The sequence below is a fragment of the Acidisphaera sp. S103 genome, from assembly GCF_009765975.1.
Lineage (GTDB): Bacteria > Pseudomonadota > Alphaproteobacteria > Acetobacterales > Acetobacteraceae > Rhodopila.
The window spans coordinates 1-17,076 of record NZ_LMUJ01000026.1 but is presented as its reverse complement, the minus strand read 5'-3'; the positions used below and the strand labels follow the sequence as shown (position 1 = coordinate 17,076).

Annotated in this window: 15 protein-coding genes; 7 read left to right on the top strand and 8 right to left on the bottom strand. The window is 64.5% G+C overall.

The annotated features are described in order from the left end of the window. Positions 1–304 precede the first annotated feature (304 nt). Positions 305–1,222 carry an AraC family transcriptional regulator gene (locus tag GSQ89_RS03245; protein ID WP_158921983.1) on the bottom strand — a complete coding sequence of 306 codons (918 nt, stop codon included), beginning with the start codon at positions 1,220–1,222 and terminating at the stop codon, positions 305–307. 102 nt (positions 1,223–1,324) lie between these two features. On the opposite strand from GSQ89_RS03245, the gene GSQ89_RS03240 reads away from it, so the two are divergent. From GSQ89_RS03240 to GSQ89_RS03225, 4 genes are all read left to right on the top strand, one after another. Next, positions 1,325–2,065 carry an SDR family oxidoreductase gene (locus GSQ89_RS03240; RefSeq protein WP_158921981.1) on the top strand — a complete coding sequence of 247 codons (741 nt, stop codon included), beginning with the start codon at positions 1,325–1,327 and terminating at the stop codon, positions 2,063–2,065. Positions 2,066–2,283: 218 nt separating this feature from the next. After that, positions 2,284–3,399, top strand: coding sequence for a mandelate racemase/muconate lactonizing enzyme family protein (locus GSQ89_RS03235; RefSeq protein ID WP_158921979.1), 1,116 nt, complete (start codon positions 2,284–2,286; stop codon positions 3,397–3,399). Positions 3,400–3,462: 63 nt separating this feature from the next. Continuing rightward, entirely contained in the window at positions 3,463–4,560 is a 1,098-nt protein-coding gene (locus GSQ89_RS03230) for a hypothetical protein (protein WP_158921977.1), read from the top strand. A 112-nt stretch (positions 4,561–4,672) separates the two neighbouring features. Next, complete coding sequence (locus tag GSQ89_RS03225; protein WP_216855988.1) at positions 4,673–6,136, top strand: efflux transporter outer membrane subunit; 1,464 nt, start codon at positions 4,673–4,675, stop codon at positions 6,134–6,136. Between the two features lies 1 nt (position 6,137). Here GSQ89_RS03225 and GSQ89_RS03220 read toward each other — a convergent pair whose 3' ends face one another. From GSQ89_RS03220 to GSQ89_RS03210, 3 genes are read right to left on the bottom strand one after another with little or no spacing between them, the layout of a single operon-like run. Then, positions 6,138–6,629 carry an RNA pyrophosphohydrolase gene (locus tag GSQ89_RS03220; protein ID WP_158921973.1) on the bottom strand — a complete coding sequence of 164 codons (492 nt, stop codon included), beginning with the start codon at positions 6,627–6,629 and terminating at the stop codon, positions 6,138–6,140. After that, entirely contained in the window at positions 6,626–7,768 is a 1,143-nt protein-coding gene (locus tag GSQ89_RS03215) for a divergent polysaccharide deacetylase family protein (RefSeq protein WP_158921971.1), read from the bottom strand. The genes GSQ89_RS03220 and GSQ89_RS03215 overlap by 4 nt, the downstream gene beginning before the upstream one ends. Before the next feature lie 10 nt (positions 7,769–7,778). Further along, entirely contained in the window at positions 7,779–9,158 is a 1,380-nt protein-coding gene (locus tag GSQ89_RS03210) for a S41 family peptidase (RefSeq protein WP_158921969.1), read from the bottom strand. Positions 9,159–9,540: 382 nt separating this feature from the next. Between GSQ89_RS03210 and GSQ89_RS03205 the strand changes: the two genes are divergently transcribed. After that, positions 9,541–10,701: an acyltransferase gene (locus GSQ89_RS03205; RefSeq protein ID WP_158921967.1), complete on the top strand. Its 1,161-nt coding sequence runs from the start codon at positions 9,541–9,543 to the stop codon at positions 10,699–10,701. Positions 10,702–10,872: 171 nt separating this feature from the next. Here the strand turns inward: GSQ89_RS03205 and GSQ89_RS03200 are convergent, their stop codons facing one another. The 4 genes from GSQ89_RS03200 to GSQ89_RS03185 form a co-directional block, all read right to left on the bottom strand. Further along, complete coding sequence (locus GSQ89_RS03200) at positions 10,873–12,123, bottom strand: murein hydrolase activator EnvC (RefSeq protein ID WP_158921965.1); 1,251 nt, start codon at positions 12,121–12,123, stop codon at positions 10,873–10,875. Positions 12,124–12,139: 16 nt separating this feature from the next. After that, the gene (locus tag GSQ89_RS03195; RefSeq protein WP_158921963.1) at positions 12,140–13,627 is read right to left on the bottom strand and encodes a class I SAM-dependent methyltransferase; all 1,488 of its coding nucleotides are present in this window, start codon (positions 13,625–13,627) and stop codon (positions 12,140–12,142) included. Between the two features lie 182 nt (positions 13,628–13,809). Next, positions 13,810–14,547 carry an enoyl-CoA hydratase/isomerase family protein gene (locus GSQ89_RS03190; protein WP_158921961.1) on the bottom strand — a complete coding sequence of 246 codons (738 nt, stop codon included), beginning with the start codon at positions 14,545–14,547 and terminating at the stop codon, positions 13,810–13,812. Between the two features lie 59 nt (positions 14,548–14,606). Then, positions 14,607–16,130: a UxaA family hydrolase gene (locus GSQ89_RS03185; protein WP_158921959.1), complete on the bottom strand. Its 1,524-nt coding sequence runs from the start codon at positions 16,128–16,130 to the stop codon at positions 14,607–14,609. 155 nt (positions 16,131–16,285) lie between these two features. On the opposite strand from GSQ89_RS03185, the gene GSQ89_RS03180 reads away from it, so the two are divergent. Both GSQ89_RS03180 and GSQ89_RS03175 read left to right on the top strand, forming a co-directional pair. Beyond that, positions 16,286–16,576, top strand: a complete 291-nt coding sequence (locus GSQ89_RS03180; protein ID WP_158921957.1) for a DUF4168 domain-containing protein — start codon at positions 16,286–16,288, stop codon at positions 16,574–16,576. After that, positions 16,576–16,941: a DUF4168 domain-containing protein gene (locus GSQ89_RS03175; protein WP_158921955.1), complete on the top strand. Its 366-nt coding sequence runs from the start codon at positions 16,576–16,578 to the stop codon at positions 16,939–16,941. The genes GSQ89_RS03180 and GSQ89_RS03175 overlap by 1 nt, the downstream gene beginning before the upstream one ends. The last annotated feature ends 135 nt before the right edge of the window (positions 16,942–17,076 follow it).

The following is a 17,076-nucleotide window of genomic DNA, read 5'->3' as shown; positions in this document are numbered from 1 at the left end:
CTGTTGCGGCGGAGAGTGGGAGGGGTACGGAGCGCGGTCAAGACGGGGGTGGTGGGGGATGATGGGGTATGTCGAAAGTCTTTCGTTGGTGGAAACCAGACATAAATGACTCGGCCTTTCGACGGCTGATTTGCGCCCACACCAAACGTTTGTCAGCCTCATTTCATTCCCCAATAGCGGGCATACATTGAGACAACGGCGGTTGGCCGCTTCTCGGCAGCAAACATTGCCGCGGAGCGCGTCGCTAGTGTTCCGTCTGATGAATGAGTGCTCGACCCGTATCTCGAATCTCATGCGCAACGCTCTAAGTCGGTTTGACCTGCTCGCGTGCAAAGCGCGTCGGCGGCGATCCTACTAGGCGGGTGAATGCGACGGTGAACGTGCTCTGCGAGCTGTAGCCGACACGCTCCGCGATCTCGCCGATGCTGACCTCGTTCCGCCGGAGTAGGTTCTTCGCCAAAGCCATGCGCCAGGAGAGCAGGTACTCCATGGGCGCCACGCCGACTGCCCGGCTGAAGCGCTCGAAGAAAGTCGAGCGTGAGAGACCGGCTTCCTTCGACAGTTGGGCAACCGTCCAGGATGCAGCCGGGCTTTCATGCATCTTGCGCAACGCCATCACCAGGCGCGCGTCGGCCAAACCGCGCAGCAATCCGGGTGAGGCGTCGGTGCCCACCGTCGATCTCAGGGCTTCGATCAGAAGAACCTCAAGGAGCCGCATCAGGATGACGTCACGCGCGGGACGCATCTCGCGGGATTCGTCCCTTACGAGTTGCATGAGAGTGGTCAGCCGCCTCTCGCCGCGGACGATGACGAGCTTGGGCAACAACGACACCAATAGCGCGGCATCCGGCGACCCGAAGGTGCAGTAGCCGATCAGCATGCGGACGTCGGGGAGGCCGGTCGGGGTGCCAAGCCTGAACTCCCCATTCGGCAGTTGGATCGGCGCTTCATCGACGAGCATTGATGTCGCGGGCTCCAGGCTCGTTGCCGTGAAAGTCTGTGCCGAAGGGATCAGGATAAAGTCGCCCGCCTGAAGAGTGACCGGCTCATGCCCATCGGCCAGCAGGTGGCAGGATCCGTCGAGGAGCGCACAGTAGAAGGGCTGGCCGAATTCCGTGCGGCGGATAGCCCAGCCGCCGGCACCCGTGAGGAGCTTGGAAAACGGCGCCGCCGGTTGGAGAAGAGTCACGACATCGGCAAGGGGGTCTCCTGACGTGGCCATTTCTGGACTTCCATAAACGATATCTGGATTTTCGACGGTAGCACGTCCGATGACGGCGGCCCACCTTTCCGGATATCGCCACCCCCCCAGAGGACAGAGTCCATGAAAACCATCCTGATAACCGGCTGTTCATCGGGGTTCGGCCTCGAGATCGCTCGGTATTTCCTCGAACGCGACTGGAAGGTCATCGCCACGATGCGCAAACCGCGCGAAGATATTCTGCCGCGCTCTGAGAATCTCGGGATCCTCGCCCTCGATGTCGCCGATCCTGAGAGCATTCGCCAGGCCATAGAGGCCGCCGGGCCAATCGATGTCCTGGTCAACAACGCAGGCATCGGCTTCCTAAATGCCGTGGAAGGCACCCCGATGGAGACCGCTCGCGAGATATTCGAGACGAATACGCTCGGCACGATCGCGATGACGCAAGCGGTACTGCCCCAATTTCGACAACGAAGGGCCGGGGTCGTCGTGAACGTTACCTCGAGCGTGACAGTAAAGCCGCTCCACCTGCTTTCCATCTACACGGCCAGCAAAGCCGCGGTGAATGCCTTCACGGAATCCCTGGCCCTGGAACTCGAGCAGTTCAACGTGCGGGTGAGGATCGTGCTTCCAGGCCGGGCGCCGGAGACGAAGTTTGGCGACAATGCTCGGTCACGGATGCAGGCGGGCTTTCCCGAACCCTACGCCGATTTGGTGAAGAGCGTCTTCGAGGGATGGGAGAAGTCGACCAAGGTCACTCTGTCAATGGACGTCGCGGAGGCGGTATGGCGGGCGGCGAACGATCCATCGAGCCCGATGCGCATCCCCGCGGGCGCCGATGCGGTGGAGTGGGCCGGGCAGTAATAGCCTCGGCTGCCATGAGGCAATCGGTGGCGCCGTTCTGCGGCGCCACCTCGAACTGGAGAACATCCGCGCCTCCCTGGCATTCGCCGCCGCCGAAGTAGACCATCCCGGCATGCCCCCCATTGCAAAATGACGCAACAGGCCTCCCGGACAACCACCCCCAACCCCTAGCCCTTCTCCTCCTCCCGGCCCACAATCGCCGCAGGAGGACCCCGCCCATGAAAATCACCGCCGTTGAGACCTACTGGACCCAGACCCCGTTCGATATGGGCGGCAAACCCAAGGTCATGGGCGGCCTCAACTGGCAGATGATGAACACCGTTTGGCTGCGCATTCGCACCGATGCCGGCATCGACGGTTGGGGTGAGGCGTTCGGTCACGGCACCGCCGCGGCCACGATGACCGTGCTGGACACGCAGCTCGCGCCCGCGATCCTGGGACAGGACGCTCGGGATATCGCCGGGCTGCGGCAGAGGCTCGGGAAAGCGTTCCACATCTACGGCCGTAACGGGCCGCACGTCTTCGCCCTATCCGCCCTCGACATCGCCCTGTGGGACATCGCCGGCAAAGCCGCCAACCAGCCGCTGTGGCGTCTGCTCGGTGGTTCCCCGATCGAATCCATGACCTGTTATGCCAGCCTGCTGCGTTACGGCGAGGCGGCCCAGGTCGCCGCCGCCTGCGAGCGCGCGGCCGGCAAAGGCTACCGCGACTTCAAGTTGCACGAGATCACCACGCCGGAAATCACCGCCGCTCGGGATGCCATCGGCGACGACGCCAGGCTGATGGTCGACGTCAACTGTCCCTGGACCGTCTGGCAGGCGCTGGGGATGGCACGCGAGTTGGAAGACCTCGACCTGACATGGCTGGAGGAACCGGTGTGGCCGCCCGGTGACCATGAAGGCATGTCCCGGGTCCGGCTCGAAGGCGGCATCCCCATCGCCGCGGGGGAGAATGCCGCCGGCCTTCACGACTTCCGAACGGCGTTTGAGGCGGGGGCGCAGGACATCGCCCAGCCCAGCGTCATCAAGATCGGCGGCCCGTCCGCCATGGTCGAGATCGCCGCACTGGCGAAGGCGTTCGGCGTGCGCCTGGTGCCGCACAATGCGTATTTCGGAGCGGGCTTCCTGGCGTCGCTGCACGTCAATGCCGCGCTCGCCCCGGACTCGCCGTTCGAGCGGCTGTTCGTCGACCTGGAAGCCAGCCCCTATCACGATTTGGTGCAGGCGAAGGATGGCAAGGTCACTGTGCCGACCGGCCCCGGGCTTGGTCGCGATCCCGATATGGATGTTCTGCGCCGGTATCTGGTGCGGGAACCGACCAAACATCCGGCCTGACAGGCTGGGACGGACCAACCGGTCCGCATACGAAAATATTTACAGCAATGTTAGAATCAACCGATGATCGCCTCGGAACGTCACCGAGGTGTCATTGTGTCGGAAGAAAGCGCCGGCTTCGGGTCTGATGAGACCGTATGGGCCAAAGTCCCGCCGCCGGTCCGGCACAGCTATGGCTTGGCCGTTCGCAGCCATAGCCTCGGCACCGCGATCGGACTGCTGATCAGGAGCCTGCCGTATGCGATCGCCCGGTTCGGCATCCTGCTGGCCTACTCGATCGCGTGCATCATCTGGATCGTCGTCACCTTCGGTGGCGCCGCCTGGTTGGGCAATCACATCGCCGGCGCGTTCGGTGTCGTGTGGTTCGTGATGTGTGTCGTCGGTATCGGCTGGTTCTGGGGCACGGTCCTGCGCTACGCGCTGCATCTGCTGGCTTGCGGGCATGTCGCCGTGCTGACCGAACTGATCACCCGTGGCCAGGTCGGCAACGGCTCCGAGTCGATGCTGAGCTATGGCAAGCGCATCGTGATCCAGCGCTTCGGCGAGGTGAACATCCTGTTCGGCTTCAGCATGCTGGTGCGGGGCATCGTCAATGCCTTCCATCGCACGCTCGACTGGATCGACCAGTTGATCCCGATCCCGGGGCTGGAGAGCCTGTCCAACCTTCTCACGATCATCCTGCGGGCGGCGACGCGCTATATCGACAAGGTCCTGCTGTCCTACAATCTGGCCCGCAATGACGGCGACCCATGGACCAGCGCACGGGAAGGACTGATCTATTACGCGCAGAATGCGAAGCCGATCCTGATCACCGCGGTCTGGATCGTGATCCAGGAGCGTGTTCTGACCTTCGTGCTGTGGCTTCTGCTGCTGGCCCCGGCCGGGTTGATCACCGTTATGCTGCCGGCCAGCGTGCGGCAGAGTGGTGGCGTGGTCACGGTGTTGATCGCCATCCTGTTGGCGGGAACATTGCGGTCGGCGTTCATCAAGCCGCTGTTCCTGATCATGATGATGGTGCGCTTCCACGCGCTGGCCGAGAACCAGCCGATCAACCAGGACTGGGACAACCGGCTGGCCGGTATTTCCGACAAGTTCCGCACGCTGGGGGCCGGGTTTACGATGCCGCGGGGTGCGGGGGGGTTCTGGCCGAACCGCGGATGACGCTGGCGCTGGGCGGGGGTCATGGCGTAGTCCTGCGCTGTTTCCTTCGTCCCGGTGCCTATCGATGTGTCCTTCAGGCGAAAAGCGATCGGCAACGCCAAGCCAGTGCGGCTTGGGCAGGATCGTCCTGATTGCGGTCTGTGTTGCCGGATGCACGGTCGGGCCGGACTTCCGGAAACCCGACCCGCCTGCCGTCACTGGTTACACACGGGATGCGCTGCCCCCACAGACGGTATCGGCACCGGTGGGGCACGGCTCAGCGCAGCGCTTCGTCTCGGACATGGATATCCCAGCCGAGTGGTGGCACGTGTTCCATTCCGAACCGCTGAACGCGTTGATCCGCGACTCGTTGGCGGCCAATCCGAACCTGACAGCCGCCCAGGCGGCCTTGCGGCAAGCACATGAGACCGTACTGGCGCAGCGCGGCGCGTTCTTTCCCAGCATCGAGGGAGAGTTGAATGCCAGCCGGAACCTGACGCCGACGGCGACCTTGTCGCCCGCTGGTCCGACAGCCAATCCCTACTACAGCCTGATCACGCCGCAACTGAACGTGTCCTTCGTACCGGATGTCTGGGGCGCCAACACACGAGCGGTGGAGTCGGCAGCGGCACAGGAGCAAAGCCAGCGATTCCAGTTGGAGGCGACCTATCTGACACTGACCGCCAACGTCGTGACCGGCGCAGTGCAGGAAGCGTCTCTGCGCGGCCAGATCGCGGCGACAGAGCAGACCATCAAGGTCGAGGCCTCGCTGCTGGACATCCTGCACCGTCAGATGGCGCTGGGGCAGACCGCTGGCGCCGACGTCGCGGCGCAGCAGGCTGCTCTGGCGCAGGCGCAATTGCTGCTGCCGCCGCTGCGGAAGCAGTTGGCGCAGCAGCGCGATGCCTTGACCGCCCTCGCCGGCCGTTACCCAAGCCAGGAAGTGGAGGCGACGTTCGATCTGGATGGCCTGGCGCTGCCGAAGGACCTGCCGGTCAGCGTCCCCTCGAAACTGGTCGAGCAGCGGCCGGATATCCTGCAGGCGGAGGCAAACCTGCATGCCGCCAGCGCCCAGATCGGACAGGCCGTCGCGGCTCGCATCCCGCAGATCACGCTGACGGCGGATATCGGCAACAGTGCCAGTTCGGCAGGTAGCTTGTTCACGCCGGGCACGAATTTCTGGACGATCGCCGGCGGCGTGACGGGGCCGATCTTCGATGGATTCACTCTGCTGCATAAGCAGCGCGCGGCGCAGGCGGCGTTCGATCAGGCGGCGGCGCAATACAAAGCCACGGTGATCGCCGCCTTCCAGAACGTGGCCGATACGCTGCGGGCGCTACAGTCCGATGCCGATGCCCTGAAAGCCGCCAGCACCGCTGAAGCCGCCGCCGCCCGCAGCCTGGCCATCGTTCGGAAGCAGCTCGATCTGGGTCAGGTCGCCTACCTGGCGGTGCTGAATGCCGAGAACACCCATCAGCAGGCTCGCCTGGCCCTGGTGCAGACCGAGGCCAATCGCCTCACCGACACCGCGGCACTGTTCCAGGCGCTCGGGGGCGGTTGGTGGCACCGGACAGACGATCGCATGGTGAGCCGCTGATTTATCCCACCGGTTGCGCGAACCGGGCGAAGGACTCCGCCAATATCTCGTAAATCGTCCGCTTGAACGGCACCGCGAGCGACGGCAGCCCCGCCAGCGGCACCCAGCGCCAAGCATCGAACTCGGGATGGGGATCGAGATCCAGCCGGATATCGCTGTCCTCGCCGGTAAACCGCAGGGCAAACCAGCGTTGCCGCTGGCCGCGATACCGGCCGCGCCAGGCGATGCCCAGCAGGTTGGGCGGCAAATCATAGGTCAACCAGTCCGGATGTTCGCCGATCACTTCGGCTTTGCTGGTGCCGATTTCTTCCTCCAGCTCCCGCAACAGGGCGGTGCCTGGATCTTCACCCTCATCGATGCCGCCCTGCGGCAACTGCCAGCCGCCAGCCGGCCCTTCGGCGTTCGGCATGTTGGCTCGGCGCGCCACGAAGACCAACCCGGTCCGACTGAACAGAACGGCGCCCACGTTGGGGCGGTACGGCAGATCGCTCATTGGCCCGTTCCCTGTTGCGCTGGCGGCCGCACCAGCGCGCTGACCGGGGCGAGCGCCACGCCTTTTTCGGCCAATGTATTGGTCCAGACGGCCACACGCGCCAACGTCGTGGGTCGCGGCACCGAGACCAGTCCCAGCGCCGCCCCCTTTTCCAAGGCCATCTGCGTCAGTGCGTCCAACCGCTGGTCCAGCGTCGCCGTATCCACCGGATCCGCATCAATCTGCACATCCACCGACCGGTTCCAGGCATCCGCCAACAACGGCTGGCCCGTCCGGGCATCGACGAACAACAGGCCACGATGGGCGACCTCGGTCAGAACGGGGTTTAGCTGACTAGGCATGTCCGACAGCCGCTCTCCATGCATCTGCCCCAACGCATTGGTGACCCCGACATAGCCTGCAAGCCGCGACAGCACCCACCGCAGGCGATCCAGGTTCTCAGTCGATGGTAGCGAGGTCATCAGCGCGTGCCGGTCATCGGGGTCATTCACCGGGTATCCATCCGGCTCCATTGGAATCGACAACAGATATTCGTGTTCGGTCATCCGCGCGACCTCCAGCAGGTGACTGATATTGCTGGCGTAAGGTGAGATCACCAGGGTCACGCCCCCCGGCAGGTCCTTGATCGCGGACAGGCTCTCCGCTTGGCTCATCCCGATCCCGGCAATCAGGATACCGACCCGCGGACGCAGGTTGGACGGGTCAAACCCCGCCGCATACGTGGCCATCGGTGCCCTGCCGTCCTCGGAAATCCGCGGCAGACTTAGATTCTTCCCACCTGGATACGGCTCCTGCAACGACGGATCCGGATCGACGATGGGTCCCGCCGTGGTCCGGCCCGGCCGCATGGCCGGCGGTTTCGGTTGCGGCTCGGGATGCGCCGGTACATTGGCAGGGACAGGCTTGACCGCTGGCGGCGCGGGTTTCATCGCTGGCGGTACAGACTTGGCCGGAAGCGGATCGGTATGGGTAACCGGCCCCATCGCGACCATTTCCGGCTGCGGTTGCGGCCCGAGCATTTCGATCACGCCAGCCCCGGCACTCAGTACCAATAATACCAGGACCCAGAACCGCCGCAGTCCGCGCCACCCCGCCAGGAACCCGCCCGACCGCAACATTCCAAAGGACGGGGCCGCCACGGGGGTCAGATCAGTTGGCGGAGGCGCTTTTCTGCGCCACCATTGCCTGCATCAGCACCAACGCCTGCTGCAACTGGAAGTCCGTCGCGTCAGGCTTCGCGGGGTCGAATTTCGGGAAATCCGCCGCTGGCTTTTCGGGGATTTGCTTGACGATCGGCGGCAGGTCGGTGCGCGGCGGCAGGGCGTCCGGACCGGTGCCACCCTGGTTGGTCAGTATCTTGTTGTAGTCCGCCTCGTGCTCGCCACCAAATGTCGCCGGCTCTTCGGCGGTCTCCTGCACATGCACTTCCGGTGTGATGCCCAGCGCCTGGATGGACCGGCCGGACGGGGTGTAATAGCGCGCCGTGGTCAGGCGCATCGCACCGTCGCCCGGCAACGGAATCACGGTCTGCACCGACCCTTTGCCGAAGCTGCGAGTGCCCAGCAGGATCGCACGCCGGTGGTCCTGCAACGCGCCGGACACGATCTCCGACGCGGACGCCGACCCACCATTGATCAACACAACCATCGGCGCACCATGCAGGATGTCGCTGCCCTTGGCATCCCAACGCTGGCTGTCATCCGGATGTCGCGCCCGAGTCGAAACGATCTCCCCCTGGTCGATGAAATCGGACGACACGTCCACCGCCTGATCCAGCAGGCCACCCGGGTTGTTCCGCAGGTCAAGAACCAGGCCGCGCAGCTTCCCGCCACTCTGCTGCGCAAGGGTCTTCACTGCCTGCTTGATGCCGGAATCAGCCTGTTCGGTGAATTGCGACAGCCGCACATAGCCGATGTCATTCGGCTCCATCCGCGATTTCACCACCTGAATCTTGATGACTTCGCGGATCAACGACATCTCGATCGGCTTGTCGATGTTCGGCCGCTTGATCGTCAGCACGATCTTGGAGTTCGGCGGACCACGCATCTTGTCCACGGCGTCGTTCAGCGACATGCCGATCAGGGTCTTGCCGTCCAGCGCGGTAATGATATCGCCCGGCTTGATGCCGGCCTTGGCCGCGGGCGTGTCATCGATCGGGGAGACGACCTTGATGATGCCCTTATCTTCGTTGACCTCGATTCCCAGGCCGCCGAACTCGCCCTTGGTCTGAATCTGCATGTCCTTGAACGCCTTCGCATTCATGTAGGAACTATGCGGGTCGAGCCCGGTCAGCATGCCGTTGATCGCGTTCTCGATCAGGTCCTTGTCGTTCACCGGATCGACGTAATCAGCGCGGACACGCTGCATCACGTCGCCGAAAACCTTCAGCATCTGATACATGTCCGTATGGCTGCTGTCCTGCGCGAAAGCGCTGTCGAGCGCACCCAGGCTGGGACCAAGGGCAGCGCCAGCCACGAAGGCAGTACCAATCAGCAAACCGAAGCGCCAACGCCGAGCGCGGAAATCCATGCTATCTTTCCCTTCGGCACCCCGGGATCACTCCGGAGCGCATGACCGGCACCTATACACCTGACGGGCCGATCCGATGCGAGCAAACTTGAGTCATCTTGTTGTCGCGCAGCAAACCCGCCGCCGTCCAGTGTTGATTTCGTAAGATGTGGCGTGCGACAGGCCGGCATCGGCGGTACCGGCGTTCGCGATGCCTTTCTCCGGCACTTGCTTATCGACCCTTGAATGCGCCAGTTTGCCGACGCTATGCAACTCGTCGTCCCCGCCCGATACACGAAGCATCCCCGTGCGATCGGCGGAGGTGCCAACGGCTGCCGGGTATCCGCCCGCCGTCGGTTCCCGAGCGTACCCGCCAGACGGGCGCCCAACACATGAGGCGTTGGTGAGCGAGCGGCAGCGGCCTCATTTCGCCTACATCGAGTGTGTACGTGGCTACGCCATTCTCCTCGTCATACTCTGCCACGCGACCTACCTGTTTCCTGGGCTGCCCTATCCCGTGCATCGGGTGACGGTGCTGGGATGGCACGGCGTGCAACTGTTTTTCCTGGCCAGCGCCGTCACCCTGATGATGTCATGGCAGTACGAGAAAGCCCGGGACGGTTCCGCCAGCGTCGGGGCGTTTTTCGTGCGCCGGCTCTTCAGGATCGCGCCCGCCTACTATCTCGCGTCGGTGCTGTATTTCTGGCTGGAACCGCCAACCGGTGGCTTCGACCCGGTTCAGGCAGCGGCAACCTATCTGTTCGTCAACGTCTGGCATCCGGTTCTCATGGGGACGACACCGGGTTCCTGGATCGTTGTGCCGGGCGATTGGAGCATCGGCGTCGAATTCACATTCTATGCCGTCTTCCCCATCCTTGCCTGCACCATCACGTCCCTTTCCCGGGCGGTCTATTTGTTCCTGGGCACGCTGCTCGCCGGCGCGGCCTTGAATGCGTTGGCCTGGCCTTCGCTAGAGGCCACGTTCGGCGCCGTTCCCGCCGACAATTTCCTCTATTTCTGGTTTCCCAACCAGATGAGCGTGTTCGCGCTCGGCCTCTGCCTGTTCCACTTGCTGGACCGGGATCGCGGTCGCCGCTCTGTTCTGGCGGCTTACCCGAAGCTGATCATGACGGCTTCCGTCGCGGCCGTAGCCAGTTGCGCTTTCATCCCGACGCCGCAGTGGCTTAACCTGCGTATGCCGCTACCGCCGACGTTCCTGCTGGTCAGTCTCGCGATGGCAGTCTTCGTCCTTGCCCTGGCACGAAGCCCATCGGGCCTTTTCCTCAACAGGCCCGTGGCGCTGACCGGGCGGGTCAGCTTCAGTGCCTACCTGCTGCATTTCGCGGTGCTGAAAGTAGTTGCCGATTGGGCGTCTCCGTGGGTCAACTTTCATGTGACCGGCTGGTTCTCGATCGTGGCCTTTGCATGCGCCCTGGTCTGCATCATACCGATCGTCGTGGCCGCATCCTGGTGCACATACCGCCTGATCGAAACGCCTATGATCAACGTCGGCAAAGACCTGATCCGCCGGCATCGCCGAATTGCCGCGAAAAGCATGCCTTAGGGTTGAGCGACTTCGCTTTCGCTCAGTCATTCAACTCTAACTCTTTGTTTGATCGCGTGATTCAGACCTCCGGCGATTCCGCCTCTGGTCATCACGCTCTAAGCGCATCACTCCGGTCGCGCGGCATCGGGAATTCAGCGCGCGATGCACATTCGTCGTGGCAACAACCGCTCAACTGCTGGGCCGCAGCCATGGCGCTGGATTCACCGGCGCCCCATCATGCCGCAACTCCACGTACAAGGCGGGCCGGTGCGCCTCCGATCCCGGTTCCCAGGTCGGCATCACCCCCACCGGCTCCCCTGCCACCAGGCTTTGGCCCAACTTCACATCCAGCCGATCGAAGCCGGCCAACACCACGTGGAAGCCACCGCCGCAGTCGACGATCAGCAGCAGTCCGTAACTGCGGAAGCTTTGAGCGAATACCACCCGCCCGCCACAGGGGGAGATGACATGGGCACCCGGCGGCGCGTGATAGGATACGCCGGTCGCCGGACCACCATCGGTCTGCTCGCCAAAGCTTTTCACCACAACCCCGATAACGGGCGGTTGGAACTGCCCATGCGGCCCGGCGCCGGAAGCGATGGTTCCTGCGCCGGTCGGACGCGCTGCCACAGCCTCCCGGTCCCGCGCCGCCTGTGCCTCGGCGGCATTCTTCTGCCGTTCGGCGCGGGCTGCCTCCTCGCGGGCCCTGGCCTCATCCGCCCGTCGCTGCGCGTCCAGCGCCACCAGCGCCGACCGCAGCGTGTCCATGCGCGCCGCCGCCGCCGCCGCCTGGCTGGCCGCCTGGTTCTCCTGGGCCTCCGCGGCCGCCTGTTCGGCATGGGCACTGGCGATCTGCTGATCCAGCGCATCCGCCTGGCGCTTCTGCTCCGCCTCGGCCTCGGCCAGATGCGGCGCTTCCTCCCGCAGCGCATCCGCCGCCGCATCCACGGCCGCCTGGTCGCGGCGTAGCGCCTCGGTCTCGATTTCCATCTGCCGGGACAGGCCTTGCAGGACCAGCACGCCACGCAGGGCTGCATCGGGAGGCGCCGGCACCGCCAGCAGCGTCTCCGCCGGATAGAGCGACAAACGTTCAATCAGCGGCAGCAGCGGCTGCATCGCCGCCGCCCGGGCCTGGACCCGCTGTTCCGCCTGCCGCCGTTGCTTGGCCAGGTCGTCGATCTGGGCGGCGACGGCGCTCGTCGCAGCTTCCGCCTGCCGCAGCTTGGCCGCTGCATCCACCTGTTGCTGCGCCAGCCGCAGCGATTCGGCCGCCGCCCGAGCGGCCCGGTCGGCCGCATCCTTGCGCGCGGCGAGTTGCTCGCTGTTCAGACGTTGGGCATCGCGCAGGTCGCGGCGTGTGTCTGCTTCCCGGGGCGAGGCGGCGAACACCACCACCGGTGCGAATGCGATCAGCACGGCCAGCATCCGCGTCACGTTCACCCGAGACGTTCCGATCCTAATAGGCGATCACCATCTGCTCATTCATCACCAGCGTTTCGGGCGCCGGGCCGGTCACCACAAGGCCGCTCGCCAATATGACCTCCAGCCGGAGCGTGCAGGCATTGTCGGTGGCATGCACGCCCTCGAACAAAATCTCCTCAGCCAATCCGCTGCACAGCGCATTCAGCGGATGGTACAGACCGCTGCGATTGAGCACGTCATGCACGTCCGGGCGCGGCCGCCAGACCGGCGCCTGCCCCGCCACACCATCAAGCGTCAGGCGTATCCACCGCACGTCGGCGTTGCAAAGGCACCACCCACCCACTGATACCAGGACGCCGTCCGGCGTGTCGCGAGCCAGCAGTTCCACCGACCAACGCGGCGGAACGCCCCCCAACGCGACCTCGGGCCCGACGAAATCCGCGGGCGGCGGTGCGGGGTAAGGCGTGAAGATGCGCACATCCGGACCCGGAGCCTTGGTGAGCCAGAGCAGCATGGGGGCCGACGCATCCTGCCGCCCCAGCAGACCGAAGAACGATTTTCCGGCACTCGCGGCAAGCTGGCCGAACGTGTCGAAGAAGCTGTCCGGCGCCCCGGCTTCCTGGCAGACCCGGCGTATTGTGTCCGCTCCGGCCGGATCGGGTTCCAGCGGCAGCATCTCGGCTGTCGAGAACCCTGCTTCCCGGCACATATCCTCCAGCCGTTCGCTGTCGAACAAATGCTTCTCGCTCAGGCTGGACAGGAACTTCGGCTCGTCGCGATGGACCAGCAGCCGCTTCGTGGCCGCGAGTATTTCCAGCGCGGACTCTTTACCCTCCGGCCAGGCACCTTCGCGCGCGCGCCGCTGCACAAGCGCCTCCGCCATCGCCAGGCACATCGCCTCATGATAGCGGCGATTCGGCACCACAAAAGCCGCTCGGCCGCCCGGTTTCAAGACGCGATACACCATCGCCAGGAAAGCGCGTACGTCGCCGATCCCGGACAGCAGGCCCATGCCCACCACCGTATCAGCCACCGCATCGCGAATCGCATTCCGGTCTCCATTGAGCGTCGCATAGGCGATCGGCCAATCAGGACCGAAACCAGGCGGCGCGAGCCGTATCCGGCATGCCTGGAGCATCTCGATCTGCGTATCGAGTACCAGCAGGCTGCGGACGCCCTGGCCGGCTGCGAGGGCGTGGGTCATCTCGCCTCGACCGCAGCCGAATTCGATCGTGTCGCCCAGGAAGCCGGGCCAGCGGTCGCCGGCGGTGGCTTGGAGCCGCGTCAAAAGCCCAACCGCACGCGTCTCGTTCAAGCGAAGGTCGCCCCGGTAGCGATCCGGATTGCCCTGCGATTCAAGCAGGTCGCCGACGAAATCAGCTATTCCGTCGACCACCCGGACTGCCCGTTCGCAATCGACGCACCGCAGTGCATCGGCGGAAAACCCAGTGGGAAGGGCGGCGGAAACGGAGATAAGACGGCCCTTGCAGTTCGGGCAGTGCAGCCGGTCGGACAGTTTCATCGGGGTTCCGCGGTTCCGAGTTCATGGCAATCGGCGGTGGCAATCACATGCGGCTTCCTCGACGCCGTTCTCCGGCGTGGCACGGACATCTCCGCACAGGCCGCCGGTTCAGGCGATCTTCCGGACCAGCGCGAAGATGACCAGGCGAAGCGCGGATGTGTCACTCTTTTCGCCAGACGGTATTATTTGCCGGTGAAGCGAGGCTTGCGCTTTTCCTTGTAGGCACGAATACCCTCCTGCAGGTCATCCGACTGCCGGACCTTGGCGATCGTCTGGGTGGTCGCCACCATACGCTCGATCGGGCCGATTGGCATGACTTCGTTGACCAGGCGTTTCAGGGCGCCGATCACCAGCGGGGCGGATTCTAGAAGCTGTTCGGCCATCGCCAGGGCTTCCGTTTCATGCTCGCCGTTGGGCACGACGCGATTGACGAAGCCGACATCGTAGGCGCGCTGGGCGGGGACTTTCGAGCCGAGCAGCATGATTTCCATCGCCAGGTGATGCGGCATGCGGGCGGCCAGGGAGCTGATGCCGCCGGCGGTGGTGCCAAGCTTGGCCTCGGGGTAGTAGAACTGGGTGTCCTGGGTGGAAACCAGCAGGTCGCACATCATCACCATGACGAGGCCGCCGCCGACCACCCAGCCGGAGGTCGCGGCGATGATCGGCTTGTCGGTGTGGAACCCGACGTTCGGGATGGCACGCCACAGTTCCGGCAGGTCGTTGATGTCAGCGCCGGAGGAGAACGCGCGGTTGCCGACAGCGCTGAGAATGGCGACGCGTTTGTCCGGGTCGGCGTCGAATTGCTTGAAAGCCTGCTGCATCTCCACCGCGACAGCCTGGCCGATGGCGTTCAGACGTTCCGGCCGATTGATGCGGATGATGGAGATCGCGCCGCGATCTTCGACGGTGACTGCTGGCATGTGGCGGTGTTTCCTTGGCGTGACGAGGATGGTTGCGGTTCGAGGTAAGCTTTGGCGTCTTACATCGTCGCCCCAAGTACCCAAGGGGCGAACTCGGCCGCGCCGAAGTCGAACTGCTCGCTTTTCGTCCGTTCGCCCGACGCGACGCGCAGAATCAGGTCGAAGATCCGCTGGCCGGCCTGCTGCACCGTTTCGTCGCCATCGAGGATGGTGCCGCAGTTCACGTCCATATCGTCCTCGATATGCTTGAACATCGGCGTGTTGGTGGCCAGCTTGATCGACGGCGCCGGCTTGCAGCCGAACACGCTGCCTCGGCCGGTGGTGAAGCACACCAGGTTGGCGCCGCCGGCTACCTGGCCGGTTGCGGCGACGGGGTCGTAGCCCGGCGTGTCCATGAACACGAACCCGCGGGCCTTCACCTCCTCGGCGTAACGTACCACGTCCACAAGGTTGGTGCTGCCAGCTTTGGCCATGGCGCCCAGAGACTTCTCCAAGATGGTCGTCAACCCGCCGGCCTTGTTGCCGGGTGACGGATTGGCATTCATTTCGGCGCCTTCCTGACGGGTGTAATCCTCCCACCAGCGCATCAGGCCAACGAGCTTTTCACCCACCTCCTGCGACACCGCGCGGCGCGTGAGAAGATGTTCGGCGCCGTAGGTTTCCGGCGTCTCCGACAGGATCACCGTGCCGCCATGGCGCACCAGCAGGTCGCTCGCCGCCCCCAACGCCGGGTTGGCCGATACGCCGGAGTAACCGTCGGACCCGCCGCATTGCAGCGCCACCGTCAGCTCCGATGCCGGCACGGCGACGCGGGTGACGTTATTGGATTCCGCCAGAATGTCCTTCACGAACGCCACGCCGGCGGCGACCGTCTTGCGGCTGCCGCCCACGGTCTGGATGTCCATCGCCTTCAGCCGGCCGGCGAGACGCTGTTCCTCCATCAGGCCGCCGATCTGGTTCACCTCGCAGCCCAGGCCGAGGACGATGACGTGGGAAAAGTTCGGATGCCGAGCATAACCGGCGAGGGTGCGGCGGAGGACGCGCAGCGGTTCGTCCTGGGTCATGCCGCAGCCGGTCTTGTGGGTCAGCGCGACGACACCGTCGACATTGGGAAAGTCGGCCAGCGGATCGTCGCCGGTGAACGGATTGCGGCGGAACATGTCGGCGACCACGCCGGCGACATGCGCCGAACAGTTCACGCTGGTCAGGATGCCGATGTAGTTGCGCGTGGCGACCTTGCCGTCCGGCCGGCAGATGCCCTGGAACGTGGCGGCCGGCTCGAAGAAATCCGTCGGACGAGCATCGACGCCGTAGGCATAGTCCTTGGCGAAATCGCCCATCTCGCAGTTATGCACATGCACATGCTGCCCCGGCGCGATGCCGTCGGAGGCGAAACCGATGACCTGCCCGTAACGCCGGATCGCCTCACCGCGGGAGATGGCTCGGACCGCGACCTTGTGGCCGGCGGGGATGCGCTGGGTCGCCCGCACATTGTCACCGACCGGCGCCCCCGGCAGCAGCGTCGCTCGGGCGATCACCACACTATCCTCGGGGTGCAGGCGGATGACGGGCGGCGGGGCCATGACGATTTCCTCGGGCTGGATTGCCGCCTTCTTACAGCGAGTTGGCGGTAATCCGCAAAGACCGGCCCGATTTTTGTTGAACCCGATCGGCATCGCCCCGTTGGAATCCCTGTGATCCGTCTGGATCGCACCTTGAAGCAATAACGGAGAGGACCATGGCAGCGTTTGAAACCAACCCGGCCAGCGTGCCGCAGGACGTCGTGACCAAGGTCGGTATGGCCGCGGGCCATATCGCGCGCATCCAGCAGGACTATCTGAGGCAGGCCGAGGCCGAGAACTCGGACGATGTCCGGGGAACCCTGGCGGACCATGCGCAAGATGCGGCCAAACGGGCGATCGATGAGCAGGGGCTTACGGTTCAGGATTACAACGCCGTGCTGAGTGCCGCGGAGGGCGATGAGGACCTCGAACGCCGGCTGGTGGATGCCGCTCGGGAGGCGCTGTAGTGCGGCGTGTCCTGGCATTGGCGGTTGCCGCCGCTCTGGGCCTGGCACCCGTGCTGGCCCTGGCGGCACCCGATCCTTCGAGCCCGTCCACATCGGTTCCGGCCAAACCTGATGCGGCGACGATCAACAAGGCTGGGGCGGCGCTACACGACGTAGCGATGGTGCAGGAGAAATATCAGGGCAAGATAGACTCTGCTCCGCCTGCACAAAAGCAGACCCTGACGACCCAGGCCAACGCGGAAGCCGTGCAGGCAATCCAGTCGCGCGGTCTGTCCGTGCAGGAATATACCAACGTCATTCGCGTCGCGAAGAACGATCCGCAGGTCAAACAGCAACTGCTAACCGTGGCCAAGAACCAGCGGTAATACGAACAGCCGCTAACGCCCAGTCTTTAGCAGCCACCTTCCGATAGGGGTCGGGAAGTTTCCTCCCCGCCCTCCGAACCGTGCGTGCGGTTTTCCCGCACACGGCTCTCCAGTCGCTGGTTTCCTCATCGGGGG

Bases quoted from the DNA above. Each gene is read 5' to 3' on its own strand.
- GSQ89_RS03245 (WP_158921983.1), bottom strand. From the start codon at position 1,222: ATGGCCACGTCAGGAGACCCCCTTGCCGATGTCGTGACTCTTCTCCAA.
- GSQ89_RS03240 (WP_158921981.1), top strand. From the start codon at position 1,325: ATGAAAACCATCCTGATAACCGGCTGTTCATCGGGGTTCGGCCTCGAG.
- GSQ89_RS03235 (WP_158921979.1), top strand. From the start codon at position 2,284: ATGAAAATCACCGCCGTTGAGACCTACTGGACCCAGACCCCGTTCGAT.
- GSQ89_RS03230 (WP_158921977.1), top strand. From the start codon at position 3,463: ATGATCGCCTCGGAACGTCACCGAGGTGTCATTGTGTCGGAAGAAAGC.
- GSQ89_RS03220 (WP_158921973.1), bottom strand. From the start codon at position 6,629: ATGAGCGATCTGCCGTACCGCCCCAACGTGGGCGCCGTTCTGTTCAGT.
- GSQ89_RS03210 (WP_158921969.1), bottom strand. From the start codon at position 9,158: ATGGATTTCCGCGCTCGGCGTTGGCGCTTCGGTTTGCTGATTGGTACT.
- GSQ89_RS03195 (WP_158921963.1), bottom strand. From the start codon at position 13,627: ATGAAACTGTCCGACCGGCTGCACTGCCCGAACTGCAAGGGCCGTCTT.
- GSQ89_RS03190 (WP_158921961.1), bottom strand. From the start codon at position 14,547: ATGCCAGCAGTCACCGTCGAAGATCGCGGCGCGATCTCCATCATCCGC.
- GSQ89_RS03185 (WP_158921959.1), bottom strand. From the start codon at position 16,130: ATGGCCCCGCCGCCCGTCATCCGCCTGCACCCCGAGGATAGTGTGGTG.
- GSQ89_RS03180 (WP_158921957.1), top strand. From the start codon at position 16,286: ATGGCAGCGTTTGAAACCAACCCGGCCAGCGTGCCGCAGGACGTCGTG.